Below are 25,648 nucleotides of genomic sequence, written 5' to 3' on the forward strand. Positions count from 1 at the left end.
TTGATGTTGCTGTCCAGACGATATTTTTCCCCCGAGTAGCCCGCCCTAAGATCCCAGAACCAGTACTCCTGCCCCATTAGTAAAGCCAAAAAAAGACTGCCCATTCGGACAGTCTTTTTATTGTTTCCTATTTAATTACTCACCAATACCCTCAGTCCATTTTTTCAGAAGATCAGGATTGTTTTCAAGGAATTGGCTTGCTGCATCAGCTGGTTCTGTACCATTATTGATTTCAACCAGCAGTGTGTTTTCCGTTTCCGTATTGTAATCTTCAGTAATACGCTTCACGACCTCATATGCTGCAGGTGAGTCTTCCTTGAAACTTGTATGTGCTACAGCTTCGATACGGTCACCTTCACCACCGTATACTTCTTTAGGGTCTTCCAGCATCTTCAGATCCATTTCTGCAAACATCCAGTGTGGTTTCCAGCCTGGGACAATAATTGGCTCTTCATTTTCAATTTTTGTCTGCAGTTCAGACAGCATTGCACCTTCAGAGCTTGCTTGCAGTTCCCAATTTTCCAAACCATATTCTTCAATTGCTGTTTGCGTGTTCTGCATAACACCAGCACCTGGGTCAATACCAGTGATTGTCCAATCTGTAGCTTCGCCCAATTCCTTATTACCTTTCAGGTCTTTAATTGAGTTCACATCCATATAGGAAGGAACTGTCATAGCAAGTGGAGCTTTGTCAACAAATGCACCGATAGCTTCCACATCGTTCTGATATTTATCCCAGTAAGACTGGTGAGTTGCTGGCAGCCATGAAGCTGTCATAAAGGATGAATCATCATTGGCAACACTAGTCCACATCGAACCAGCATCAACCTGCTTCGTTTCCACAGTGTAGCCTACTTCTTCCAGAACCTGAGCTACCAAAGGCGTACGTGCAATTGCGCCTGCCCATGCAACATATGGAATAGTCAGTTCTGATTCACCAAGTTCCAAGCCACTGCTGCTTTCACTGCTTTCGCTGCCGTCGCTGCCGCTGTCGCCAGAGTTGTCGCTTCCTTCTTCACTATCTCCACCGCCACATGCTACCAACGTAAGTGCCAGCACGAATACTGCAGCTAAACCTAGAAGTTTAAATTTCTTAAACATAGTAATCCATTCCTCCTAAAAATCTAATGATGTATATGTTCGAGTTATCTTATATCTCCTTGAAAAAGAAAACCCGTGAACAACTTAACCTTTGTTTGCCCCTTGTGTTATACGGTCAAGTAACATTGCAAGTATAACAAGAGACAGACCACCTTCAAAACCTGGTCCGATTGCAACCTGCGTTACAGCCCTGTATACGACTGTACCAAGGCCTGGAGCCCCTACCATTGAGGCGATAACAACCATCGATAATGAAAGCATGATTGTCTGGTTAACGCCTGCCATGATTGTTGGCATAGCAAGCGGGATTTGAACTTTTGTCAATCTTTGCCCCGTTGAAGAACCAAATGCATTTGATGCTTCAATCAATTCCTGATCAACCTGGCGAATACCAAGGTTTGCAAGCCTTACAGTTGGCGGCATAGCAAAGATGATTGTAGCAACTACACCCGGTACCATACCCAGACTGAAGAAAACAACCGCCGGGATCAAATAAACGAAGGCCGGCATCGTCTGCATAAAGTCGAGAACAGGTGTTACAATTGCCTGCACAGCATTTTTCTGTGACATCCAAATACCAATCGGGATCCCAATGACCATCGAAATTACAACTGAGACTATAACAAGTGAAACTGTTTCAATTGTTTCCGGCCAATAACCAAGATTGTTAACAAGACCAAGTCCAATGAGTCCAAAAAGACCCAATTTCCAGTTGACAACCCACCACGCGAGCAATGCAACTAAAACAATCAGTAAAATTGGTGGAACAAGTTCTAATAGTAAAACAAAATTCTCAGTAATAAATTCAAGGACTAATGTAATGGTGTCAAAGACTGCTGCAAAAGATTCAGTTAAAAAATCAACAAATGATTCTACCCAACTAGCTAATGGAAGTTTGGGGAAAAGTGTCCCTTGAATATCATCCATCTGCTTCTTCACCCCCATTTCCATTAATCACTTCATCATCACCTGCAAGTGCTGCTATTACAGAACCTCTTACAACAATACCTGCCAGTTTTCCGGAATCATCTACAACGGAAACTGGTGCATATGCTTCTGCCATTGGTTCAAACAGATCAGCAAGCAATGTATCCGGATGGACGGTTGGTATATCTCGTGTGATGACTTCTTCCAGGCCCAATTTTTCCTTTGCAGCCTTTGCGGCTTGGTCTGCTGTGACATAGCCAAGCAGTTTACGCTTATTGTCCACTACATAAATGGTTGACACACCGTTGTCCTTCATCAACTTCAGCGCAACATTTGCTCCCTTGTCAACCGTTACAGTTTCTGCACGCTTCATAACGTGAGATGCTGTCAACACTTTGGCAAGGTCAACGTCTTCAACGAATCGCTCCACATAATCGTTCGCTGGATCCATTAAAATTTCTTCAGCTGTTCCGATTTGGACAATACTTCCATCCTTCATCAGAGCAATCCTATCGCCAATCCGAAGTGCCTCATCCAGATCGTGTGTAATGAATATAATCGTTTTATGCACCCTTTGTTGCAGTTCCATTAATTCATCCTGCATATCTTTCCGAATCAATGGGTCCAATGCACTAAAAGCTTCGTCCATTAATAGGATATCCGGATCATTGGCAAGCGCTCTTGCCAGACCTACACGTTGCTGCATACCGCCAGAAAGTTCATTTGGGTATTTATCCAAATACCCGCCCAGGCCAACCAGTTCAAGAGCCTCGCGAGCCTTTTTGGCACGTTCCTCTTTGTCTGTACCTTGAATTTCCAAACCGTATTCAGCGTTTTTAAGTATTGTTTTGTGAGGAAGCAACGCAAAATTCTGGAAAACCATACTCATTTTTTTCCTGCGTACGTCACGGAGTCGTTCTTTATTCATTTCCGTAATATTTTCCTCGCCCAGCCATACATTACCTGAAGTTGGTTCAATCAAACGGTTCAACATACGAACGAGCGTGGATTTACCACTTCCTGATAAACCCATAATAACAAAGACTTCTCCATCGTCGACTTCAAATGAAGCCTGGTTTACGCCGACCGTCATTCCGGTAAGCTTCAGAATTTCATCTTTTGATTTATTTTCGTCAAGGTATTTGACGGCTTGCCTCGGGCGCCTTCCGAATATCTTTGTTAATTTTTCAACCTTGATTTTACTCATCTTTTCACCTCGCTTAACTCCTGTACTGTGGTTTTACTACTCTTTCATGAGTATTTTATACATGATTAACTTTTTCATGTATGTATGCAGAAATGAACCAGGTCTCTGCCAAAAGAAATTTGATAGATTCCAGAGCAACTTTTCTATCTGTCTCTGATACTATTTGCCCCCTTCATTCCATCAAACTTTAACGGAAGGTGATAATAGTCATCCTACTTTTCTATCAGATTAAATTCATAAAAAAGATAAATCACAACTATGTGTTTGCATCATTAACAATAAATTTAATTGACCATAAATCACCCACTACATAACTATATAACTTTTCCCATGAAAAATTCAACTATTAAATACCATTAATTTTGTATATATTTTTTGTACAGTTTAAACTGTACAAAATTGTGTAGCTTTATTCTTAAATTTCCTCCAATTTGCTTTGATTTGCTAGTGTAAATTCAATTTCAAAAATTTTTCGGTTTGATGTAACCTTGGTATAGCAAGGATTTCACATTACAAATTCGTTTCAGTTTGATTAACAAATAATTAATTCTTTTTTCGAAAATATCCCGAAACATCCATTATGAGTAGATATTTTTTGGAAAAAATGGAAATTCATAAAATCAGATAATAATCTGAGAGACACATAGGGGGATTGTATGTTTACCGGTAAACAAAATGAAACGACAGACAAAATTATGCTTGAATTTGCAAAAACAATTGAAATGTTTGGTTTAACACCGTTGGAAGCAAGACTATTTGTCTATTTATATATTAAAGATAAACCAATGACATTGGATGAAATGAGCGAGGCATTAGGTAAAAGTAAAACCTCTATGAGCACCAGTTCCCGAAATTTATCCGATTTAAACCTGGTAACGAGAGTCTGGAAAAAAGGTGTGCGAAAAGATTTATATGAGGGTAACTCCCAGCTTTATAAATCATTTATGAATACATACACAAATAAATGGATTGATGCTGTTGATCATCAAAAAGATTCGCTGGAAGAAGTTCGTAAAGAATTAGAGCAGCATAATCATGAGCAGGATCCCAAAATTCATCAGCAGCTTCTAAAAATAATTGAATTCCATAAAGAGGTTGAAGCATCATTCCGGAACATAAAAAAGGACTGAAAAAACCTGTGCCAGTTACCTTTTTATGTTCAGCTTTTCATTAACGCTTAATATTTTAATAAACTCGTCCATTAATGAAGGGTAGTACCCTTCTTTTTTTAATGCATAAATCGTTATATCCGGATTCAGCTTTTCATTAAGCATACCTGCAAAATGAATCAGCAATAACGTGAAATCCAAAAACCCCTCCTCTTTTTGGGCCACATATTGGTTATTCAATCCTGCCAGCAGATCCATCAGTTCTTCAAACTCCGATTCAGTTACGTTACTTTCAATCAGCAATTTAATCAACGGATATTGATTAAAATCGATAATTTTTGACAGCAATCGCAAGTGAAAGGCCGCTGTTTCATTTTGTTCGATATATTTCAACAGAAAGACCTCCCAACAGTTAATTTCATCCCTGATATGACAAGCCTAAAGGCAGTCTGAAAAAAAGTGAAATTTTTTTGGTTAAAACTATTGATTTTTACGGTAAAACGTACTATTATGCTTGAGGACTAATAAGAACCTGATGCATTTTAACAGGAGGGATCATAAAATGAATTGCTGGAAAACTGTTAATTTGAATAAAGAGTTTGGAATAAACAGGTTGTATCTTCTTTCATTTTTGATCGGCCTGTTGACATTCATATTTCTGTATGTGCCTTTTTCAGTTATGCACAATTCCGTAAATATAAATGAATTCGGGATTTTCCCGTTGATGATAGCATTATTCTTTTTGCCTATAATCCACGCCTTTATGCATATTTTACCATTAAATATGATGAATAATCGAGCAAAGTTACTGTACAGCCGAAAAAATGTATTATTTCCCTATGTTAATTATTATACAAAAAAACCTGTACCAAAAAAAGTTTCATTACTGGCTGCATTTGCACCAACCATGTTTATAACGATCCCAGGTATAATGGCAACCTATATATTCGCTGAATACTATGTATACTTTTTACTATTCACGTCTGTTCATATAGCAATAACTTTTACCGACTTTTTATATATCATTAATATATCAAAAGCACCTAAACAATCACTTATTGAGAATAACAATAATGAATTTGCCATATTAATTAAATCGCATAATTAAACTAAAGGGACCTGACAATTCACAGTCAGGTCCTTTCTTAATTCTGCCTTTCCTGAAGAAAATTTATTGCTAATAGTTCGCAGTTGACATGAAAAGTGAATTAAAAATAAATCTGATTAGTAACAGTTGGCGAGACTCTCTGACCGCGCACCTTGAACGCTTTCCTAGCCCTAGTTTCGGAATGAACTCCTGAAAGCACTTTTGTACCGGGAGTTTTCATTTTTTATTTAGTCACTGCAATCTTATATAAGCCTATTTCGATTTTTGTTTATCCTATTCATACTAAGAACACGCACCCTTTACATTATTTCAGGTATCTATAGCAGAATGAAACTATGGCTAGTTTAAATCAATCTCTTTTTTATCAAGAGAACGCTCCTCATGAGGATTTCTAGTTTAAATTGATCTCCTTTTCTTCGTGAGAACGTTCCTCACGAGGATTTCTAGCTTAAATCGATCTCCTTTTCTTCGTGAGAACGTTCCTCATGAGGATTTCTAGCTTAAATCGATCTCCTTTTCTTCGTGAGAACGTTCCTCACGAGGATTTCTAGCTTAAATCGGTCTCCTTTTCTTCGTGAGAGCGTTTCTCACGAGGATTTCTAGCCTAAATCGATCTCCCTTTCTTCGTGAGAGCGTTCCTCATGAGGATTTCTAGCTTAAATCAGTCTTCTTTTCTTCGAGAGAAAGTTCTTCTCAATAATCTCTAATCCAACAATAGCAAATTTAAGCAGAGCGGAATACATGCACCTTCATTAGGGTATGCTGGCCCGCTTTTAGTCGTCCTTCCTTCTAATGGTAGCTAAGACATCGGTGAGACACCAGCCCGATAGCAATCTTTTCTGGGAGCATGAAACTTTTCATAGTAGTTCGCAGTCTATGAAAACTATTTAACAAAGTTATCATTCTTGATGATGCTGCAAACAGCACAAGTCTTATGAAACCAAAAATCAAATTTATACTGTTCATGATGACCATCTTTTGATACAGTATTAAATATGGATTATGTGGTATGCTTGTTAAGGAGGTTTTTCCATGAGTATTCTTTTCCCCGTTTATGCGGTATTTATATTATTGATATTTAACTCGTTGACACATCAGTTTTGCCTGAAAATGGAGATGAAAGAACGGAAACAATCTACTGTATTTCGGGTAATAAATATCATGATACTCGTATTACTGGTATCTTCCTACGTCAAGGTGTTAAATGTAACGACATAGTATTTGATATTGCTTATCCTATTTTTTTTGCAATAAAAATGGTATATTAAATCAGATAATATTATTAGGAGTGTTCATAACATGAAAAAACTTGCAATTGCAGTAACACTTTCAGCCAGTGTTCTTGGTTTGGCAGCTTGTAATTCAGATAATGGTGATTCTGAAGTAGTTGCGGAAACGAGTGCAGGAGATGTTACAAAAGAAGAACTTTATCAGGAATTAAAGGATCGTAATGGTGCTGCCGTTCTTAAAGAATTAGTTACAATGGAAGTTTTAAATGATAAATATGATGTTACTGAAAAAGAAGTTGACAAAGAAGTTCAAAGTATTAAGGATCAATTAGGAGATAAGTTTGATTCCTATGTCAAGCAACGTTTCAAAGATGAAGCAACACTACGTAAAACAATTCGCAACAGTCTTCTACAGGAAGAAATGGTTGCCGAAGACATGGAGATTACCGAGAAGGATTTAAAAGAAAAATACGAACGCATGAAAAAAGAAGTACAGGCACAGCATATACTGGTTAAAGATGAAAAAACTGCAAAAGAAGTGAAACAGAAGCTGGAAAATGGCGGAGATTTTGCTAAATTGGCGAAAGAATATTCCACCGATAAATCCAATGCAAATGATAGTGGGAAACTTGGATATTTCTCAACCGGCAAAATGGTACCTGAATTCGAGAATGCTGCATATAGTTTAGAAGTAGGTGAAATCAGCGATCCCGTTAAAACACAACATGGTTACCATATTATTAAAGTAACGGACAAGCGTGATAAAGAAGAGGATATCGGATCATTTGAAGAAAACAAGGATACAATCCGCCGCAATATTATAAATCAGCGTATGGATGTCCAAAAAGCACGTGAAAAAATGAATAAACTTGTTGAGGATGCTGATGTGGACATTAAAGCTGAAGGCCTGGAAAACATTTTTGAACAACCGTCAGGCCAATCATCAGGTCAATCACAAGGCTAAAAAATATAGATAAAAACGGCTGATCCATATATTTAATGGATCAGCCGTTTTTCTTAAAAGATAAAGAAACCGGCTCTCTCGCCGATTTCCACCAATCTGACTTCTGGCTTCTTGCCTCTGGAAAGACGAGGCTAAGCCAAGTTTTTCTTATTGTGATACATGCTGTTTCTCATCCCGCTTCTGTCGTTCCTCTTCCATCCGTTCTATATAGACTTTGCCTTCTTTCTCAATAAACTCCTGTTCCAGTCTCCGTTCGGCACGCATTGCCCTGAATGCCATGTATCCACTGAGAAAAATGAAAATGATCATCATAAAGACCCACCAAGGTACTCCAGCAATCACGATTAGCCCTCCTTGTCCATCAATCTACAACATGTATATGTACAAAAGGAGAGAAAAATGACCGGTTTTCAGTTCTCTTCGAATAGCGGTTTGTAAAATGCCCTGTTATCCATCGCAAACATCCGCTCCGTAAACTCTCCGGGCTTAACCTTAGCTAACGAACGGTTCAGCATATTCATTTTTGCATCGATTAAATCAATCAAGTGCAGTAACTCCGCCTCCCGGACCAGCGGTGGTTTCGGACTTCCCCACTCTGCTTTTCCATGGTGGCTTAACACAAGATGCTGCAGGATTAAAACTTCTTCACCTTCAATTTGCAGTTCCTTGGCCATGTGACCGATTTCTTCGACCATCATCGGAATATGTCCAAGCAGTTTTCCTTCCAGCGTATACGACGTGGTAACAACACCGGATAATTCCTTCAATTTACCGAGGTCATGCAGAATAATTCCCGCATATAGCAAATCTTTATTTAATTCGGGGTATAATTTGTGCAGTTCTTTCGCCAATGAAATCATGCTGACAACATGATGTGCCAAACCAGAAACATATTCATGGTGATTTTTTGTTGCAGCAGGATATGTAAGTAATGCTTCCTGGTATTTTTTAATAAAAGCCCTGGTAATTCGCTGCAATGCCGGATTTTTCATCTCAAAAATAGCTTCCGTCAGTTTTTCCATCAGAACTTCTTTCTCAATCGGCGCTTTTTCGACAAAATCATCTACTTTGACACCATCTGTTGGTTGTGCCGGTCGTAAGGAAAAGATTTTAAGCTGTGGTTTACCTCTGAACTGATTGACTTCCCCAGCGAGTTTCACAATTTGTTCTGCAACAAAAACTTCTTCATCTTCTTTTGAGATGTCCCAAAGTTTAGCATCAATTTCGCCTGTTGCATCACGCAGGATAAGCGTCAAAAATGGTTTGCCGTTACTTGCAACTCCTCGCGAGGATTCTTTTATCAGAACGAAACTGTCAAATGCATCACCAATACTGTGATGTCCTATTCCTTTTTTCATTTGTTTCTCCCCCCTGCTGCGTATAGTTCAGTAAACAGTAAGGCTGAGGTGACAGCCATTATTTACTGTCTTTCATCGTCATTCTTTGGAATGTAATCAAAGATTTTCCCCGATTCAATTACCTGAATAAATTGCATAAGCCACTCATAATAATTCTGTGCGTATCTGAGACGTTCAATATCATGCTGAATTTTTCCTTTTAAAGAATCATCATTCGACTGCTGTGCGATCTTTTCCAAATCTGCTATTGCCTCATCAGCTTCTTCGATGTTTTTTTCTGTGTGATGACGCCAGCGATTTCCGAATAATGATGTAAATGACTTGTACCAATCTTCTTCTGATTCATACAAATCTTTACGAATACCCCGTTTAAATGTCGAGTCGACCATTTTCATGTCTGACAATGCACGAACACCGGTCGACATACTGGTTTTACTCATTTCCAGGGCATCACGCATATCATCAAGCGTCATTGGATTATCGGAAAAGTACAGTACACCGTACAATCGGCCTACAGAGGAAGTAATGCCGTACAAATTCATGTTTTTAGCGATTACCTGGATAAATTTTTCGATTATTTCTTCATGTCTTTCTTCGTCACTTGGTGTATTTTCTTTAGGCAATGGAATCCCTCCATCTGCATTATTAATCAATTTATCTGAAAATAGTTTACCATTAATAACTAATTTATGCGAACAGAACTTTTTGATAAGTCTATGATTCTTGCATCACTGGCATAGCCAATGACATCCTTTTTGCATGTGAAAAGGATAATTTGTTGTTTGCCGGATATGTCAGACAAAAGTTTTATTATACGCTCGGTTCGCACCGAATCAAAGTGTACAAATGCATCATCGATAATGAATGGTAACCGGTGTTTTTCACTCATTATTTCACTGATACCCAGCCTTAAGGAAACATACAACTGGTCAACCGTTCCTTGCGACAGCTCGTTTACATTGTATCGTATTCCATCATCAGTTTCTGCCCGAAACGGCTTGTTGCCCTGTGGAGGATAAATGCGCATGTAATTATTGTCTGTTAATGTCCGAAAGTAATGTGTTGTTTTCTCAATAACCTCCCCAAGATATTTATCACGGTAGTTTCGCTTCGTTTCAATTAACATTTCTTTAGCTGTCTTATACACCGACCATTCCTCTGCCAATTTTCGCAGCTGTTCCTGTTCCATACTGTACCGATGCAACATTTCCGAGTATGATTCAGATGACTCCATATTCGAGAGCTCTGCGTTTATATCTGCAAACGCCTTCCGATTATCGTCTATTTCTTTTTCAAGAAGTTTTAGTTGTTCTGAAATTTGTTTATGATGAACATCCAACTCGCCGTCTGGAATCACCTCTTTTTGAAGTACCTCTTGCCGGATTTCTTCGGGCAGAATCCTCACGAGCTGATCATTTAATTGCGCAAGTTCTCTTTCATGGCTCCGTTTTTCTTCCAGCAGTCTCCCCTGCTTGATAAATTCATCCTCTGTTTCTGAGCCGGCAATTGAAAACAGGTCTGTTATTTCCTTCTCATAAACTTGCATTTTTTTCTTCATCTCACGCTGCTTGTCTTCATTTTCGGCGATCCATTTTTCATATTGTTCAAGCAGTGTTGTCTTTTTTTGATAATCGTCAAGCAATTCTTCAAGTACCAGAAGTGTCTCCGCTGTCGATTTATTCGGCAATTCCCAATTCCGCTCCAGGAAAAACCTGACAACTTTTTCTTTAAACGCATCTTGATAAGTCAATAACTGATTATATTGCTTTTCAAACTGCTTTTTATCACGATCAAGTTTGGTAACATTCTTTAACGTATGAAAAAGTTCAGGCCAATACATTATTTCCAATTGCTGCAAAAATGGATATTGTTCGTGCTGTGAATTAATTTGCTCGGCCAAACGCTTTTCCTTTTGCTCAAATCCACTATTTTTCTCGTTCCATTGCAACATTTCTATATCAACTGATCGTAACCGATCCTTGACTGCCAATAACTCATTTTTCTTTTTATCATTTATTTCGAGTAATTGTTCCGCTTCCCGTTTCTCTGCCGGGGTAATCTGGCTATCAGCTATTTCTTCGCTTTGCAGCATATTTTCAATAGTTTGAAAGGACTTCCTGCCATTTATCGATTGAAACACCGCCACAGCGAGGATCAGAATTGATACACTCAACAAAAGAGGCTGACTTTGTACAAAAGCAAAAGCACCCAGAAGAATTGCCACTATTGAACCTGTGAGCAGCCAGACTTTAGCATTCTTCTCACTTTTCTCCTTCATTTTTTTCCATTTATTCTGTTGGCTGGCAGACTCCTGTCGCACCTTCTCCATATACACGTGCTGATTGTAATCACTTATTCGTTTTGTAAGTTCTTCCGCATGATTTTCCTCTAGAAGGGAATCATTAAGTTCTCTTTGCTGGTTGTTTAAGTAATCACGATTTCTTATGATTTGCCTGTATTCCTGTTGTAGTTGTTCTTTTGATAAGGCTAACTGATCCGCGTCATTTTTCAGCTGATTCCACGTCTTTTCCAAATGGAATGGCAGGTTGATTGTTTCTAAGTCTTCTTTTGCAATTCCTATATTTAACTGATCAAGCTCTGTGTCAATTTGCAAATCCAGTTTTTTAATTGACTCCTGGACCGTCCCCATTTCCTTTTCATTATGCAGGTAGTTTTGTTTTTGGCTGATAATCTCTTCTGCCGCTTTATACACAGGATTTTCATACATTTCAGCACGGATCAAGTCCTGCTTTTCCTCATATTTCTTCCTGTTGTCCTGAAGCACAGATAGTTCACTTTTCAGCGGCAGCAATTTTTCATTCAGGGTTTCCAGTCGTTCCAATCCATTCTCAGGAAAAGCAATATGCTCAGGGTAATTATCCAACTGTTTTATCTCATGTTGATATCCTTTGATTACCGGGAGTGCCTGCTGCTTTTTCTCCACTCGATAACGTTCTTTTCGTTCCTGCTTTAATTCCTCCTGTTTCTTAGTTATCATTTCAGTTAAAGTTAGCGAATTAGCCTTCTTAACCCTGTAGGCAGCCTCTGAATCCCGATAATTTTGTAATGACGTGTGCAACTCATCCAATAAATCCAATTGCTGATTGATAACCGGTTTCTTTCCGAAAGGTTTAAACAGGTCACCGATTTTCGTTTCCAGTTGCTTTTCAATCGCGTGAATATTCTTCGATCCGGTCATCCCGATACCAAGCAAAACTTCACTGAGTTCCTCTTCCTTCATATTTCTGATATCCATTAAATCCGCAGCAGAAAATGAAAAAATGGATTGATATGTTGCGTGTGTCATGCCATTTAAACGTTCCTGCAGCCACACTTCATCATGAGTCTGACCATCCGGCGTAGAACAAATCGCCGCTCCATTCCGGATTTCATCAAACCGTTCGATTGTAAACTCACCAATATTAGCGTCAAACACTGTCAGTCTTCCGCCCATTTTACTGCTTGTTTTCGGACGAAAGAAATTACGTTTTTTGGGAGGCAGACCAAAGAGCATAAATAGGATAAACAGCTGTATTATTGATTTTCCGGATTCATTTTCTCCGTAAACACCTGTAAATGCTTCCCCGGAAAAATCAATGGAATAATCAACCCATTTTCCGAATCCATAAATAGCAGCATGTTTTAACTGCATCCTCAGTCACCTCCATTTTTTAAAAGTTCATGAACGAGAAGTTGCTTTGCTTTATTTTTAACTGTCAATGCTTCTCCATTGGATATTGACTCCATATGTTTTCTCGCCTGTTTATGATGAAACAAATCGTTTACATAGGTTTTAACATCTGCTCCGTCAGCATGCCGTATCAATTCACTGACGAAGTGCTCTCCCTGTGCCAACTCACTATCAATATCAGAAATTCTGGATTCCACAGTCCAACGGTAAATATATTTCCATTGGGTTTGATGAATGAACGTTTCATTAACCAATTCAATGACGTCATCCAACATGTTTTCATCATGCCATTGTTGTAGTGTTGATTGACTGCTCATCAGCGTTATGTCCAGCAACTGGGCTCCCGAATGCTTTGTATATGCCTCTATCTCAGCCTGGATTTTGGCTTCCAGCTGATGAAGTTCCACACAATCTGTTACATCAACTCTCAGTTCATTAAACTGAAGTGACTGTAATGGCATAAATGTTGCTTTTGTATCTGTTTCTGATAATTCAACATGATAGCACCCCTTCTCACCAGTCTCTTTGCGGTTGCGCCCCTGAATGTTACCAGGATAGATTACTTTTGGCTCCTCCTTCAGTACTTCCCGCTGATGAATATGGCCGAGCGCCCAGTAATCGAAATCCTTCCTGGTTAAATCCGATAGATGAAATGGTGCATACGTATCATGATTTGTATTACTGTGGAGGCTTCCATGGAGCATCGCAATGTGGAAAGGAATTCTATCGGAAACCGGTTCATATTCGGTTGCTTTTTGTGCGGTTACTGAACGGTTTTCATAGCTGAATCCGTAAATTGCTGCTTTTTCTTCCCCGTCTTTTTTATATGTAAAATAACTTACCTTTTCTTCCGGGAAAATAAATACATTATCCGGGTAAGTAACCGGATGGATATTTCCATTGATAAAGTCATGATTCCCGTAGGATAAATAAACATTAATGTGATACCGCTGCAGCTGTTCAAATGCCCTTCGCAAACGAACCTGAGCTTTCAGGCTTTGTTTTTCATTATCAAATAAATCCCCGACAATCAATACAAAATCAACATTTTTATCAATCGCAGTTTGCACCAGCCGATCCAATGCTTCAAACGTACTTTCCTTTACGTTACGAAAAATGGACTCAGGCAAATGTGCCAGCCCTTTGAAAGGACTATCCAAATGCAGATCTGCCGCATGAATAAACGAGATTTGTTGTACCATCAACTCACCTTCTTTCTTAAGGAATGGTTGTATTTTTAGTTTATCAGAATTTTAAAGCGAATGCACGTTCGATTGATTAGTCTAAAAGTAATTTGTTCCATTTGAACTTTACTCCTGATATTTCCTCCATGTAAAAAAGGCCACATATAGTGACCTTTTCGTTATTTGTCCTTCCCGGATAATTCAATTGCCTTTTTAAAGTCCTTCAATGAGGTTGAGCGGCCATACATTAAGACGCCGCCTCTGTAGACCCGTGCACCAATTGCAGCAAACAACAATATTGTTGCTACCAGGATCCCCATCGATAAAGCTACTTCCCATATCGGTATATCAAGCATGCCGACACGAAGGAACATTAGCATTGGTGAGAAAAACGGTATATACGAAGTTACTACTACAAGTGTTGAGTCCGGTGATTCAAGTCCGAACATAGCAATGAAAAATGCAATCATAACAAGGAAAATCATTGGCATAATCATCTGCTGAACATCCTCAATTCTGCTGACAAGTGAACCAAGCATGGCTGCCAATGTTGCATACAATAAGTAACCGAGCAAAAAGAATACGATTGCATAAACATATACCGAGGCTGATGTATCCTGAATGCCAAAGTACTGAAATATTCCACCAGTTAATTCATCCTGCTTGGAAACAATCAGTGCATATCCAACGCCAATAATTAGTCCAACCTGTGTTAATCCCAATAAGGCAATCCCGATAATTTTTGCAAACATATGGGTCACAGGTGATGCACTTGAAATTAAGATTTCCATAACACGCGACGACTTTTCCGTTGCTACATCATTTGCAATCATCGTTCCGTATGTGATAACGGTAATATAAAGCAAAAACAGCATGACATAAACAATACCCCGTGCCTGACTAAGCTCTTCACTTGTTTTGGCATCATCGTCTAAAGCAACCCTGTTAAATGTTACGGGAGAATAGATTTCCGTAATTGTTGCCTGGTCAATACCAGCCTGCTCTGTTGCGGCAGCTACCTTTAATTGCTGCAATTGCTGTTGAATAGCCGACTGTTCACCAGCTTCAGCAATGTTATTGGCATAATACGTAGCTTCCGGTAATTGCTCATCATTTAATGACAACGTAATAAGTGCAGCATACTCCTCTTCCTGTACTGCTTCTTTACCATCTTCTTCCGTTCCGTCAAAAGCTGTCAGGTCCAGATCCTCATCAGCGCTTTCAACGTTTTTTTCCAGAGGTGCGAATAATTGACCTGTCTCATCAATAACCGCAATTTCATCAGCCCCATCATCAGAGAACGTTTCTGAAATGGTCTGAAAGTTTGCAATGGCATAAATAAATAATAATGAAATAATGGTGCTGATTAAAAATGATTTTGTTTTAAATCTCGACATATACGTATGTGACATGATAATCCAGAATTTATTCATAGGAAGCACCTACTTTCTCGATGAAAATATCGTTTAACGATGGCTCCTCAAGTTCAAATTTGCGCACAAATCCTTTTCCGTGAAGTGCGTCGAAAATTTTCCCTGCAATATCTTCTCTTTCAATTTGCAGCTCACAGCCTTCTGTTACAGGTTTATACCGTAGTACTCCTGGGTAATCCTTCAAATACTCGACTGGAAAATCTGCATGGACAATTAAATTCTTTTTGCCGAACGACTTTTTAATTTCCCGCAGTTCGCCTTGTACAACTGGTTTACCTTTATGTAAAATACATAAATGCTCGCATAATTCTTCCACATGCTCCATTCGATGTGAAGAAAAGACGATGGATGTCCCCTTCTCTTTCAAATCAATAACTGCTTCCTTTAACATTTCAACATTAATTGGGTCCAAACCGGAAAATGGTTCATCCAGAATCAGCAGTTTCGGCTTATGGATCACCGCAGAAATAAATTGGATTTTTTGCTGGTTTCCTTTTGACAGCTCTTCTACTTTTTTATCCATATACTCTGGTACCTTAAACCGCTTCAGCCAACCCTCCAGTTCTGTTATTACGTCACTTTTGCTCATCCCGCGCAGTTTTCCGAGATAAACTAATTGATCACGAACCTTTAATTTCGGATATAGACCGCGTTCTTCAGGCAAGTAACCAATTAAATGACTTTTTTCATAACTGATTGATTCACCATTCCATGAAATATTTCCTTCTGTAATGTCCAGCAAACCAAGGATCATACGGAATGTAGTTGTTTTACCTGCACCGTTGCCTCCTAAGAATCCGAACATTTCTTTTTCTGGTATTTCAATGGAAAGGTGGTCAACTGCTGTGTTTTCTCCAAACCGTTTCGTTACGCCCTTTAATTTTAGTGTCATTTTTCTTCTCTCCTTCCCATTTTTATGGTACGTTTTTAGTATACAATAGTTTCAATTTTTTGTGATGTTCTGTAAAAATTTTGCAATATTAAAATGAATTTAGCTTGAGCAAAAAGATTATTCACCGAGGAGGAACTAAGCGTGAGAACTTATTTTTTAACTGTCTTTGACAAATCAGGGGAGAAGTTACTTGATGAATCCTTTGAAGCTGTCAATAATGATGAAGCAAAGAAAATCGGCGAAGCAAGACTTGAAGAAGAAGGTTACAGCGAGCATACTCACCGTTGCGTATCTCCCGAGGCAAAACTGGTACTGTTTCACAGATAATATCCTTCACTATTATAATCGAATCATTACGCGAAAAGGTGGCATTAATTTTAAAATTTTTAATGCCACCTTTTTCATATCACAAACGATTATAGTAGTGAAGGTACTATTATTTTCCCATAAATTGAGGTTTGCGTTTATTCAGGAATGCATCGACACCTTCCTGATGATCCTCTGTATTGCGAAGGTCCCACTGAGCTTTTCGTTCGTTTTCCAGATAGTATTTTAATTCATCAATATTTTTATTATGGTACATCATTTTCGTTTTTAACATTGCTGTCACAGGTGAAGACAGTGTTTTTTCGGCTAATTTTTTCGCCTGTTCAGCAACTTCATTATTTGCAACGATGTCAACCAGCCCCATTGCTTTAGCCTCCGGACCTATTACCTGCTGCATCCCCCATGCAAATTGTTTTGCTTTCTGTGTTCCAATACGTTCGCGCAGCCAGAAGTGTCCGCCGCCATCGGGTGCCAACCCAATCCCGATAAACAATAATCCCAGTTTCGAATCCGCTTCGGCCAGTACATAGTCTGCTGTTAATGCCAGGCTCAGCCCAAGACCAACCGCAGAACCATGGATTGCAGAAATAACAATCTTAGGCATCATGTATAATTTTAATACTACAGATTCAATTGTTTTCATTACTTCTTCATAATAAGCCTTATCGGAAAACTCGGTCATCATGCCAATGTCTCCGCCTGCACTGAACGCTTTACCGCTACCGCTTAAAATAACAACCTTATCATCATTTTTTTCAACTTCATCCAGCACATTAAGCAATTCGAGCAGCATCTCTTTATTCATCGCATTATATCGATCCGGCCGATTCAAAGTAATATGGCTAATATTATGCTCACTCTTATGTAAAACAGTATTCATGTAAAATCCCCCTTTTAAACAGAACTTATTTATAAAAAATTCAACCATATTAGTATTTCGACATTTCTATATAAAATCCTTTTAAAAAAGCTCACAACCTTTTTGTTGTGAGCTCGTCAGTTATTTATTCGTTTGATTCTTCAGGAGTGCCATACAGCTCTTCCAATGGTTTGGTAATAATCCGGCTGACATCGTTGATCACCTGATTCAGACGCTGCTCCTGTTCCATTAATTTTGAAATATCTTCATGCTGTTGAACCAATTCAACTACTTTACGTGCTTGTTCAACTTCTTCTTCTGAGATTTCCTGACCTTGCATTTGTTTTTCCTGCAATTCCATTTGTGTATTTCTGAAATTATCAAACATTTGCTTAGCAGATTCATCAGCCATTACTGCATCGTAGGCCTCTTTCAAACCTTTGAATTCATCACTTTCACGAATTGCTTTTTCCAAATCATACGCACTATCATAAATATTAGGCACGATATGTCCTCCTTCATTTTCGTCTAAAACAACTATAACAAACGATTAAACACATGTATACCATAACGGGAAAATGCCTTTAATCGAAAAATTGGTTTTTCCCATTCATTTATATTGCTATAATGGAAAAAAGGACTAGGGAAAGAGGCATTCTTATGATGGAACAGTTACGCAAAATTTTTTCTTCATTAATTGTTTATAATGATACTCCAGCAACTGATACCGATAAATACCAGTGGTTTACTACCAGCGAAAACCAGGTTATTGGAATTGACAAAAATGAACTGTCTGATAAGGACGTCAGATTGTTAAGCACCTTTCTGCAGCCTCACAACATTGCTATCCCTGTGATGACACCGGAAGAACAACAGTGGAATACATATATCAGCACCGAAAATCCTGATGAAACCGATCCTGTAACATACCGGTTTATCTATTTTTCATTTCAAAAATATCAAATTGAACCCGTTGCGTTTAAGGAAGCTATTAACACTTTTTTTGACAAACAAATCCCTGTTCTATGGGTGAATGACCACGAAGGATTCATTGTTGAAGCAAATTACGATGAAAACATTTCATACGAGCAAATTATTGACGTACTGATGAGTGATTTAAGTGTAAAGATATACTTTTTTGTTGGTCCCTATTTGTATAAGCTTTCTGACGCCAAAGGATATTATCAGATGTTAATAAATGGGGCCAAAATCGCAGCAGGTTACTCTGAAAAATCAGTGATTACGTATATCGATGCAGTACCATTTCTGTTCATGGATCAAACCGAACAGAACATCCGTACTGAAATCATTGATACAATACTCGGTAAGTTTGCTGACGACGATGATATGCTTAAAACAATCGAAACATTTATTGCATGTAATTTAAATATATCGGTGACTGCCAAAGAATTATATATGCATCGAAACAGCCTGCAATATCGTCTCGACAAATTTACCGAAGTAACCGGTATCGATATAAAACAATTCCACCAGGCTATGACCGTGTATCTGGCATTACTGGCAAGAAATTAGGCTGTTTTAATAAAAAGCTTTTTTTATGAATTTGCTTCTTTTTAATCTTTGCAGTGGATAATATTTGATCAAATTTCATCAAATCTACACCAGGCCAGATACAAGAAGGCGGAATCAGAGGATCCGTTTTGCTCTCTGATCCAAAGACTATATACACTCAATGCGCGTCGTATCGAAGTGATTCGAAAATGCAGCACCTTTATTCTGCAGAAGTCCCGCCAGTAATTTCCGCAACGTTGGACTATCACTCTTATAACGTTACGTCACAGTTTGGATTCCTTATTTGTGAAATAGTATAAAAAGGTTTGATTAGCTACTTCATTTCTCAAAAAAGTTAATATATTTCTCCTTGCTACTTATCTCAACTAAAAACGGTAAAAGTGACATAGCTAAAAGGAAGAAAACAAACATTAAAATTGGAACGTGGATTCCTGGTTCAAAGAAAAAGTTAGCTAGCAAAGGTGATAGTATAACAGGAGTTAATAAAGCGCATTTTGTTTTTGACTTTTGGGTTTGGTATTGCTTTTCTCCGCAGTAAGGGCAAGTCATTGCAGGGTCTAATGTAGTAGTTTTTTTGATAGTCTGTTTCCAACCCCATTTGTTATTGCAATTCTCGCAAGTCGGCATCTTATTTACCGCACTCCTTTTATTAACTAAATTTAACTAAATCTAAACTTAATTCCCCAAAAGGTATTCTCCTCTGTTACCAAGAAGAATGTTATTTCAAACCCTCGGATTTATTTCCCGAGGCCAGCAGATGGAGTGAAACCACAAGCAATCTTTGCCTGTTTACAATCCCACCAAACTGTATACATAGGGGATTCCACACCTACGTAGCCCGCGCGTGGCAATCGCTTTTTGGCTTTCTTTCCGATATTAACGGTGCTGTTGATATCTCGCGAAAGCGTTGTACCGCAGTTTACACATGTAAAGCTGCGAATAGATGGTTCTTTCTTCTCCTTATTGCCGCAAACACAACAGGTTTTCGTTGTATCACGTTCATCAATTTTATAATAATGTTTGCCATTTTTTGCTTGCACCCAGTTTAAAATACTGCGAAATTTACCGACAGGTGTTTGATTTAACATCGCCCTTCGCATCGTTCCGTACGTCGCAACATCTGGTGATGGTGTATAGTCACCAATGTAAATGGCATCATAACGCTTTGAAAAATAATGTGCATAACTAAATAACAACGTCTTCATTTGTTCTCGACGCTTCAATTCAGCTTTCACTAAAGCACAATTGAGTCTTTTCCAGCGTTTACTCGGTTCAAAGTAAGTGACCTTTTCAGTACATACGAGCTTGCTTAGCTTTTCGCATTTGTCCCGTCTGGATTTAATATCATCAATGCGTTTATCCCGATATTTCAGTAAAGCATTCATTGATTTCAATTCGTATGACTTCCCATCACTACCAAGACCCACTGCCAGATTTTTATGATTTGGATCAAACACAATAAATGATTGTTCGTTCACTTGCTCGATTTCTTTGCAGTCTTTTATGGTGAAAATGGCATAATAGGAATCCAAATCTTTTGTAATGCGAAGCGTTTTTATTTCTTCTGTTTCGCTTAGTGCAACACCCTCCACAAGACCTACGTTGATGCAAATAGATTTTTTCATTTTTTTATCTGTTTTCTTTGCTTCTTTTAATTCCTTGTCTGTTAACCTTCCAAAAGTTATGGAAAGTTCACTGGAATTCACTAATTTGAACCCTTTCTTAGGCTCATCGTAATACAGCGAAAACCATTTCTTTTTCCAGGAACGATACTTCGGCTTCTGATTGGCCAGTTTTTCATCAAAAAAACGGTTGTAGGCATCATTTAATCGTAATGCCACATTTTTTAAAGGAGATGAATGGACTTTATATAAAAATGGGTTTTCCTTTTTTATTTTGGGTACCTCATTACGCAAATTTCTTCCGGAAAGTAACCTCTTCGCATTCCCATCTCGATAGTCTTCCTCAACCGCATCAAGCAATTGATTATACAGCCAATTGCACATTCTGGACTGGGAGTCTAACAGCTGTCTGTTTTCTTTTGTAACAACCAATCTGACTTTTTTATTGTACGTAAGCATGTTCGTTGTCCTCAATTGCTTGTTTTACTGTCTGTTGCAGTCTTTTTCGTTTATGACTTCTACTTCCGTACAAACGACTGCTGAAAACGGTTATAATGGAAAGCATATCTTCAACTAATTCCTGTTCGTATGTTCTATTTTCAGTATGGTTAATGATTTCAATTTTCACATGATGGAAGGCGCATATTTGTTCCATTAATTCGTAGCCAAATCGTAATAATCGGTCTTTATAGTTGATGACAACTTTCTCCACCTGATTACCCTGTACCAATTGAATTAATTCTTTTAATCCTTTTTTATTGTAAGTCAGTCCACTGCCCAAATCTTCAATAATACGAAATTGATATCCATTTGCCGTGCAATACTGTGTAACGGAATCAATTTGCCTTTTTAGATCCTCTTTTTGATCTGAAGATGAAACACGACAATAACCGATAACCAGTTTGTCTTTGATTGGCTGAACATCACTTTTTATGGAAGACAATGCTTCGATAGAAAATCTCCTGTGTCCTCCTGTAGTGCGGCTGGAAACTATTTTCCCCTGATTTTCCCATCTTCTAAGTGTATTAGGGTGTACGCCAAGCATTTTTGTTGCTTCTTCCATTGTATACACTTCTTTAACCCCCTTGTGATTAGTATACTTACATTATTCGACAAAGGAGGTTAGTTTTCCTGCAAGAAAATTGTTAATTTTAAATAATTTTTATTATGCTGTTTTATTACCCCTTCCCCGCATATTATGCTTTACTGGTTCAACTTTAACATAACTTTCTTCATTAATATGGTGCTTATAAACAATTTAGCCGCCGAAGCTTTTTCCAGATAGGCTACCCGTCAATCCTTTGAAATGGAACTAATAAAATCTTTCCACAACATTATTATTTCCCTTCAAATTCCAACGATAACGTAATTTTATTAGTTTTCATCAAATTCCTTCTTACTCAACAAAAATTCCTCTTACAAAAAGGACGCCAATCCTGTTCAGGAAACGCGCTCATTTGCTTAACAATTAAAGAAAAATGAGCGCAAATCTTCCTAACCAGGATTTTGCACCCATTTGCAGACTCTTTATTTTAATTGATTTGTCCAAAACCCCTGACTTTATTCTGCTCTTGCTCTAATTCTTTGACAGACCTTGACCTAGGGCGTTTTCCTTCCCATTGCTTTTTCGGATACTTATGTTTTTGATATTTTCTCCAGCTAACAAAAATGAAAAATGCTACTGCAAACACAACAGACAAGATGTTGCTAATCATTACAATCACCTCACTTCTAAAATAACAAATTTTTCAGATTAATCCAATCAGTTATCGCCAAATTATAAAAATTCTTACTACTCACAACAATACAACCTTTCTATGCGATATTGACGTTATTCCTTATTAGATATTAGGGCCCGATTGTTTAATAATTTTTATCCAAAAGCAGAAGTAGATAACTACTTCCCAAAAGGAAAAATGCAACTTGAGTTACAACATAAACTGTAAGCTCAACTGAGGTCAGTTTTCGTTCCTTCTTGGCTTTTTTGAAATGGAAATAATAATAAATTGCACATATAAGCAACGCTACCCCTGATACTTGGAATATTATTTCTAATAACTCAACCAAAAAATCTTCCCTCCTACTAATGGCCTGATTCCGCAATACGGGACGCACAGATCCTTATTGCAGAAATGCGCCCAATCGTATTGTTTGATAAACCCGTTAATTTATCTCCTCTATCCGCACCTAAAAACGTGAATATAGCTGAAATAATAACAAAATACGCCCAGTAGCTGTTGTTGTAAATCGCCAACACTATGCCAATAACTCCTAATAATAAAGACATTGCTGTTAATGATCACCATTTTGTGTCTTTTAATACTGCCCAGTTCAAACATTACACCCCTATCGCTCCCGATTCCTAATTAAGTCAATTTTATTTTCGTTGATGTTTTTTACCCGTAACACTAATAAACCAACCTAAAACGATGAGTATGTGTCCTATTGTTCCTAAAGTCCTACTAATATCTTCCCATCCCCTTTAAATCCCCCTAACTATTTTAATTAAATTTTAACATATTTTACTAAACAATCTGGTCCAATAATGCGATTTTAGGCTCTGTCCTTTATTCCGTTCTTGCGCCCTTTTGCGGCAGAGTTTATTTAGCTTTGGCGTTTTTTGTGCCTACAAACATTATTAAAAAGGTATTTATACCAATTATCAGACTTATAGACAGACTTTCATTTTCTATAAGGAAGAATATTACTATACTGACAATTGCCGCAAACAATCCCCATATCAAGCTTGATAGTATTCTTTTGTTCATTGCATACACTCTCCCTTTTAGATTTTGGCCCAATTCTAAAGGGAACACCTTAATTCGACTTTTGCGCCCGTTCGTATAGTGGAAGAAACCATTTCTCATATGAACTACTTCAAATTACCGTTATAAAGTCTAATAATACTTCCCTGTCTTCCTCAAATGAAGGAGACAAATCTGGGTGTTTTTGCAATTCCCCTCGAGATGGAGGAAAAATACTGTAAAGCTTGTGTGGTTTGAACTTAAGAAGCGTCCTTTCAAAAGGTGTACTTTTTGAAAGATGCTGTTAACAGTGCTTTTTACGTTTCATAAATACAACATAAGTTATTTTGAAATATGGCAAAAGGATTGCAGGTAATTTGACACTGTATAAGATATTCTGAATCGAACCTTTTCGAGGGGTTGTGCAAAAATACCCAATATACGAGTAGCGATGTGCTGGGGGAAACTCACTTAACTCTCCCCTTCAATTCTTGTTTATCCTACTGCTGTGTGGATATTCGATGACAACGTTGATAACAGTTAAAGTTATATGGTTGCGTGTTTTCTTCAATTTTTTTAGTTTGAAATCCATGTTCCGATAGATAGGTTAATAGAATAGACAAGTGATCAGCTGTATTTTGTCTATCATGCATAAGAATAATTGGCGTCACTCCTGCATTTACTAATTCTTCTATTTGTCCAATCACCGTATCTAAATATTGGTCACTGGATAAGGACCAATCCCTGCTGTCAACATTCCAATCCCACAATTTAAAACCATTGCTGTCTAAAACCTCCCGATATGATTTAGTTAAATACGGAACACTGCCATAAGGTGTCCGAATCAAATTGGACCTGACTCCTGTAATTTGTTGAAGTGTCTCCTGTGCGGTAGTTATTTCATTAAGAGCAGATTGTTCAGATTTGTAAAAGTGGTTTAAGTCGTGCGTCACACCATGTAAACCCACAGCATGACCTTGTTCTACGATTTTGTCTACAACTTCTGGTGATTCCCTCATAGAAGGTTCCAGCATGAAAAATGTTGCTTTAGCATTGAATTGGTGTAAAGTATCTAAAATATCTATTGTTGCTGAAGTAGGACCGTCATCAAAGGTTAAATAAACAGTCTTTTCTGTATTTGAAGAAACGGATCCATTATTCGCCTCTGACTTATCTGATTTTGTTTTTCGGGAATCTGGTAAATCTTTATATTCCGGATGTAACTCAGCGCCTGGTGAATCTTTATAATCCAAATATAACTCAGCTGTTTTGTCATTAGGTTCTAAATCTTTACTACAGGCATAAAAAACAACCAAACAGCCAAGGAAAATAAATAGTATAAGCTTTTTCATAAAAAGACCTCTATTCCATTTTTTAATCTTGTAGATAGATTAATAAAATGAGATAAAGACGAAATGAAGATGAAATGGATTTGAGCTAAAGATTGGATGGCATGCTGCGCTGTATATTGCTGTATTGAGTTTTAGTCCTGACCTTAAAACACCCCATTTAAAAAGCCTTGTTCATCCGACTGTTCTTTGTATTCTTTAATCCCTTCAACAATTGAAGCTGCGACACGTGATTGAAGATCGTCCGTACGCATTTCGGATTCGTCCGAGGGATTTGTCAGGTAACCTACTTCAATCAAAGCTGCCGGCATTTCCGTATCCCTTACGACAAACAGATCTTTCTTCTTGATTCCTCTATCCCTGAATCCGGTAGATTCAACCACGTGTTTCTGTAAAATCTGAGCAAACTGGCGGGAATTATTGTTGTAGTAAAATGTTTCGGTGCCTGAAACACTCGGATTGGAAAACGTGTTGCCGTGAATAGATACAAAAACATCCGCATTCAGTTTATTGGCATATTTTGGTCTGTAGCGGCTTTCCTGCGAAATAAAGCTGTCATCTGTTCTTGTCATGAAAACTTCCATTTCCGATTCCTGATCCAACAGTTTTTCCACTTTTTTTGATAAACTTAACGTAAAACTCTTTTCATATTGGCCGCTGGCGCCTGTTGCCCCGTTATCTTTACCGCCATGTCCCGGATCGATTACCACCTTAAAAGCTGTGTTTTTGTTTTCACTGTTATTACTGCTGTCCTTAGTATTATTGTTGTTGTCGGAATTGCCGGAGCAAGCCGATAAAATCAAGATTAGAAATATGAGCAATGTCACAACCAACATATTACCTATCCTGTGATTTCTCCCGTTTTTCTGTTGAAATACCATCTTTCATCTATCCTTTCTTTTTCAAAACATCGCTGTACGTTTTAAAGATTAATAGACAGATGTAAAGATTAAGTGCAGATAAGGTCAATACCGTATAAAAATTTCGCGACTGGTAAAATCGGCTTTGCGG

At 38.0% G+C, this 25,648-nt stretch carries 27 protein-coding genes; 6 read left to right on the forward strand and 21 right to left on the reverse strand.

The genetic code is table 11. The annotated features are described in order from the left end of the window. Nucleotides 1–135: 135 nt before the first annotated feature. From G6R02_RS12500 to G6R02_RS12510, 3 genes are all read right to left on the reverse strand, one after another. Nucleotides 136–1,101: a glycine betaine ABC transporter substrate-binding protein gene (locus tag G6R02_RS12500; RefSeq protein WP_164669572.1), complete on the reverse strand. Its 966-nt coding sequence runs from the start codon at nucleotides 1,099–1,101 to the stop codon at nucleotides 136–138. Nucleotides 1,102–1,185: 84 nt separating this feature from the next. Further along, entirely contained in the window at nucleotides 1,186–2,028 is an 843-nt protein-coding gene (locus tag G6R02_RS12505) for an ABC transporter permease (protein WP_164669573.1), read from the reverse strand. Continuing rightward, nucleotides 2,021–3,235 carry a quaternary amine ABC transporter ATP-binding protein gene (locus G6R02_RS12510; protein ID WP_164669574.1) on the reverse strand — a complete coding sequence of 405 codons (1,215 nt, stop codon included), beginning with the start codon at nucleotides 3,233–3,235 and terminating at the stop codon, nucleotides 2,021–2,023. The genes G6R02_RS12505 and G6R02_RS12510 overlap by 8 nt, the downstream gene beginning before the upstream one ends. A 656-nt stretch (nucleotides 3,236–3,891) precedes the next feature. Between G6R02_RS12510 and G6R02_RS12515 the strand changes: the two genes are divergently transcribed. Continuing rightward, nucleotides 3,892–4,365: a GbsR/MarR family transcriptional regulator gene (locus G6R02_RS12515; protein WP_164669575.1), complete on the forward strand. Its 474-nt coding sequence runs from the start codon at nucleotides 3,892–3,894 to the stop codon at nucleotides 4,363–4,365. Between the two features lie 15 nt (nucleotides 4,366–4,380). On the opposite strand, the gene G6R02_RS12520 is transcribed toward G6R02_RS12515, so the two are convergent. Continuing rightward, the gene (locus G6R02_RS12520) at nucleotides 4,381–4,737 is read right to left on the reverse strand and encodes a DUF1878 family protein (protein WP_246202557.1); all 357 of its coding nucleotides are present in this window, start codon (nucleotides 4,735–4,737) and stop codon (nucleotides 4,381–4,383) included. A 169-nt stretch (nucleotides 4,738–4,906) separates the two neighbouring features. On the opposite strand from G6R02_RS12520, the gene G6R02_RS12525 reads away from it, so the two are divergent. The 3 genes from G6R02_RS12525 to G6R02_RS12535 all read left to right on the forward strand — a co-directional run bounded on the left by G6R02_RS12525 (nucleotide 4,907) and on the right by G6R02_RS12535 (nucleotide 7,645). Continuing rightward, nucleotides 4,907–5,452: a DUF3267 domain-containing protein gene (locus tag G6R02_RS12525; protein WP_164669576.1), complete on the forward strand. Its 546-nt coding sequence runs from the start codon at nucleotides 4,907–4,909 to the stop codon at nucleotides 5,450–5,452. Nucleotides 5,453–6,484: 1,032 nt separating this feature from the next. Then, nucleotides 6,485–6,670, forward strand: a complete 186-nt coding sequence (locus G6R02_RS12530; protein ID WP_164669577.1) for a hypothetical protein — start codon at nucleotides 6,485–6,487, stop codon at nucleotides 6,668–6,670. An 81-nt stretch (nucleotides 6,671–6,751) separates the two neighbouring features. Next, on the forward strand, nucleotides 6,752–7,645 hold the full coding sequence (locus tag G6R02_RS12535; RefSeq protein WP_164669578.1) for a peptidylprolyl isomerase: 894 nt from the start codon (nucleotides 6,752–6,754) through the stop codon (nucleotides 7,643–7,645). Between the two features lie 147 nt (nucleotides 7,646–7,792). Here the strand turns inward: G6R02_RS12535 and G6R02_RS12540 are convergent, their stop codons facing one another. From G6R02_RS12540 to G6R02_RS12570, 7 genes are all read right to left on the reverse strand, one after another. Beyond that, nucleotides 7,793–7,987, reverse strand: coding sequence for a sporulation YhaL family protein (locus tag G6R02_RS12540; RefSeq protein WP_425509040.1), 195 nt, complete (start codon nucleotides 7,985–7,987; stop codon nucleotides 7,793–7,795). Nucleotides 7,988–8,055: 68 nt separating this feature from the next. Further along, the gene (gene yhaM, locus G6R02_RS12545) at nucleotides 8,056–9,003 is read right to left on the reverse strand and encodes a 3'-5' exoribonuclease YhaM (protein WP_164669579.1); all 948 of its coding nucleotides are present in this window, start codon (nucleotides 9,001–9,003) and stop codon (nucleotides 8,056–8,058) included. A 62-nt stretch (nucleotides 9,004–9,065) separates the two neighbouring features. Then, nucleotides 9,066–9,626 carry a GbsR/MarR family transcriptional regulator gene (locus G6R02_RS12550; protein WP_164669580.1) on the reverse strand — a complete coding sequence of 187 codons (561 nt, stop codon included), beginning with the start codon at nucleotides 9,624–9,626 and terminating at the stop codon, nucleotides 9,066–9,068. Nucleotides 9,627–9,685: 59 nt separating this feature from the next. Continuing rightward, entirely contained in the window at nucleotides 9,686–12,655 is a 2,970-nt protein-coding gene (locus G6R02_RS12555; RefSeq protein ID WP_164669581.1) for an ATP-binding protein, read from the reverse strand. 2 nt (nucleotides 12,656–12,657) lie between these two features. Beyond that, nucleotides 12,658–13,896: a metallophosphoesterase family protein gene (locus tag G6R02_RS12560; RefSeq protein WP_164669582.1), complete on the reverse strand. Its 1,239-nt coding sequence runs from the start codon at nucleotides 13,894–13,896 to the stop codon at nucleotides 12,658–12,660. A gap of 161 nt (nucleotides 13,897–14,057) precedes the next feature. Further along, nucleotides 14,058–15,311 (reverse strand): ABC transporter permease, encoded by a 1,254-nt coding sequence (locus G6R02_RS12565; RefSeq protein ID WP_164669583.1) that lies wholly within the window; start codon nucleotides 15,309–15,311, stop codon nucleotides 14,058–14,060. Beyond that, nucleotides 15,304–16,203: an ABC transporter ATP-binding protein gene (locus G6R02_RS12570; RefSeq protein WP_164669584.1), complete on the reverse strand. Its 900-nt coding sequence runs from the start codon at nucleotides 16,201–16,203 to the stop codon at nucleotides 15,304–15,306. The genes G6R02_RS12565 and G6R02_RS12570 overlap by 8 nt, the downstream gene beginning before the upstream one ends. 141 nt (nucleotides 16,204–16,344) lie before the next feature. Between G6R02_RS12570 and G6R02_RS12575 the strand changes: the two genes are divergently transcribed. Then, the gene (locus G6R02_RS12575) at nucleotides 16,345–16,530 is read left to right on the forward strand and encodes a YhzD family protein (RefSeq protein WP_164669585.1); all 186 of its coding nucleotides are present in this window, start codon (nucleotides 16,345–16,347) and stop codon (nucleotides 16,528–16,530) included. A gap of 109 nt (nucleotides 16,531–16,639) precedes the next feature. Here the strand turns inward: G6R02_RS12575 and G6R02_RS12580 are convergent, their stop codons facing one another. Next, the gene (locus G6R02_RS12580) at nucleotides 16,640–17,410 is read right to left on the reverse strand and encodes an enoyl-CoA hydratase (protein ID WP_164669586.1); all 771 of its coding nucleotides are present in this window, start codon (nucleotides 17,408–17,410) and stop codon (nucleotides 16,640–16,642) included. 124 nt (nucleotides 17,411–17,534) lie between these two features. Then, nucleotides 17,535–17,894, reverse strand: coding sequence for a YlbF/YmcA family competence regulator (locus tag G6R02_RS12585; protein ID WP_164669587.1), 360 nt, complete (start codon nucleotides 17,892–17,894; stop codon nucleotides 17,535–17,537). 155 nt (nucleotides 17,895–18,049) lie between these two features. Here G6R02_RS12585 and G6R02_RS12590 point away from each other — a divergent pair, with 155 nt between their 5' ends. Beyond that, nucleotides 18,050–18,922 carry a PucR family transcriptional regulator gene (locus G6R02_RS12590; RefSeq protein WP_164669588.1) on the forward strand — a complete coding sequence of 291 codons (873 nt, stop codon included), beginning with the start codon at nucleotides 18,050–18,052 and terminating at the stop codon, nucleotides 18,920–18,922. A 318-nt stretch (nucleotides 18,923–19,240) separates the two neighbouring features. On the opposite strand, the gene G6R02_RS12595 is transcribed toward G6R02_RS12590, so the two are convergent. From G6R02_RS12595 to G6R02_RS12630, 8 genes are all read right to left on the reverse strand, one after another. Continuing rightward, nucleotides 19,241–19,549, reverse strand: coding sequence for a TIGR04104 family putative zinc finger protein (locus tag G6R02_RS12595; protein WP_164669589.1), 309 nt, complete (start codon nucleotides 19,547–19,549; stop codon nucleotides 19,241–19,243). A 110-nt stretch (nucleotides 19,550–19,659) separates the two neighbouring features. Further along, on the reverse strand, nucleotides 19,660–21,003 hold the full coding sequence (locus tag G6R02_RS12600; RefSeq protein WP_164669590.1) for an RNA-guided endonuclease InsQ/TnpB family protein: 1,344 nt from the start codon (nucleotides 21,001–21,003) through the stop codon (nucleotides 19,660–19,662). Continuing rightward, a complete protein-coding gene (locus G6R02_RS12605; protein ID WP_246202626.1) occupies nucleotides 20,987–21,607 on the reverse strand; it encodes an IS607 family transposase in 621 nt (206 codons plus the stop codon). Before G6R02_RS12605 ends, G6R02_RS12600 begins: the two co-directional genes overlap by 17 nt. A gap of 469 nt (nucleotides 21,608–22,076) precedes the next feature. Next, nucleotides 22,077–22,259: a hypothetical protein gene (locus tag G6R02_RS12610; RefSeq protein WP_164669592.1), complete on the reverse strand. Its 183-nt coding sequence runs from the start codon at nucleotides 22,257–22,259 to the stop codon at nucleotides 22,077–22,079. A gap of 148 nt (nucleotides 22,260–22,407) precedes the next feature. Next, the gene (locus G6R02_RS12615) at nucleotides 22,408–22,611 is read right to left on the reverse strand and encodes a hypothetical protein (protein ID WP_164669593.1); all 204 of its coding nucleotides are present in this window, start codon (nucleotides 22,609–22,611) and stop codon (nucleotides 22,408–22,410) included. Between the two features lie 533 nt (nucleotides 22,612–23,144). After that, nucleotides 23,145–23,312, reverse strand: a complete 168-nt coding sequence (locus G6R02_RS12620) for a hypothetical protein (protein ID WP_164669594.1) — start codon at nucleotides 23,310–23,312, stop codon at nucleotides 23,145–23,147. Between the two features lie 476 nt (nucleotides 23,313–23,788). Next, a complete protein-coding gene (locus tag G6R02_RS12625; protein WP_164669595.1) occupies nucleotides 23,789–24,640 on the reverse strand; it encodes a polysaccharide deacetylase family protein in 852 nt (283 codons plus the stop codon). 143 nt (nucleotides 24,641–24,783) lie between these two features. Next, complete coding sequence (locus tag G6R02_RS12630; protein WP_164669596.1) at nucleotides 24,784–25,518, reverse strand: N-acetylmuramoyl-L-alanine amidase family protein; 735 nt, start codon at nucleotides 25,516–25,518, stop codon at nucleotides 24,784–24,786. Nucleotides 25,519–25,648: the final 130 nt, after the last annotated feature.

It is taken from the genome of Virgibacillus doumboii, from assembly GCF_902806455.1.
Taxonomy (GTDB): Bacteria; Bacillota; Bacilli; order Bacillales; family Amphibacillaceae; genus Lentibacillus; species Lentibacillus doumboii.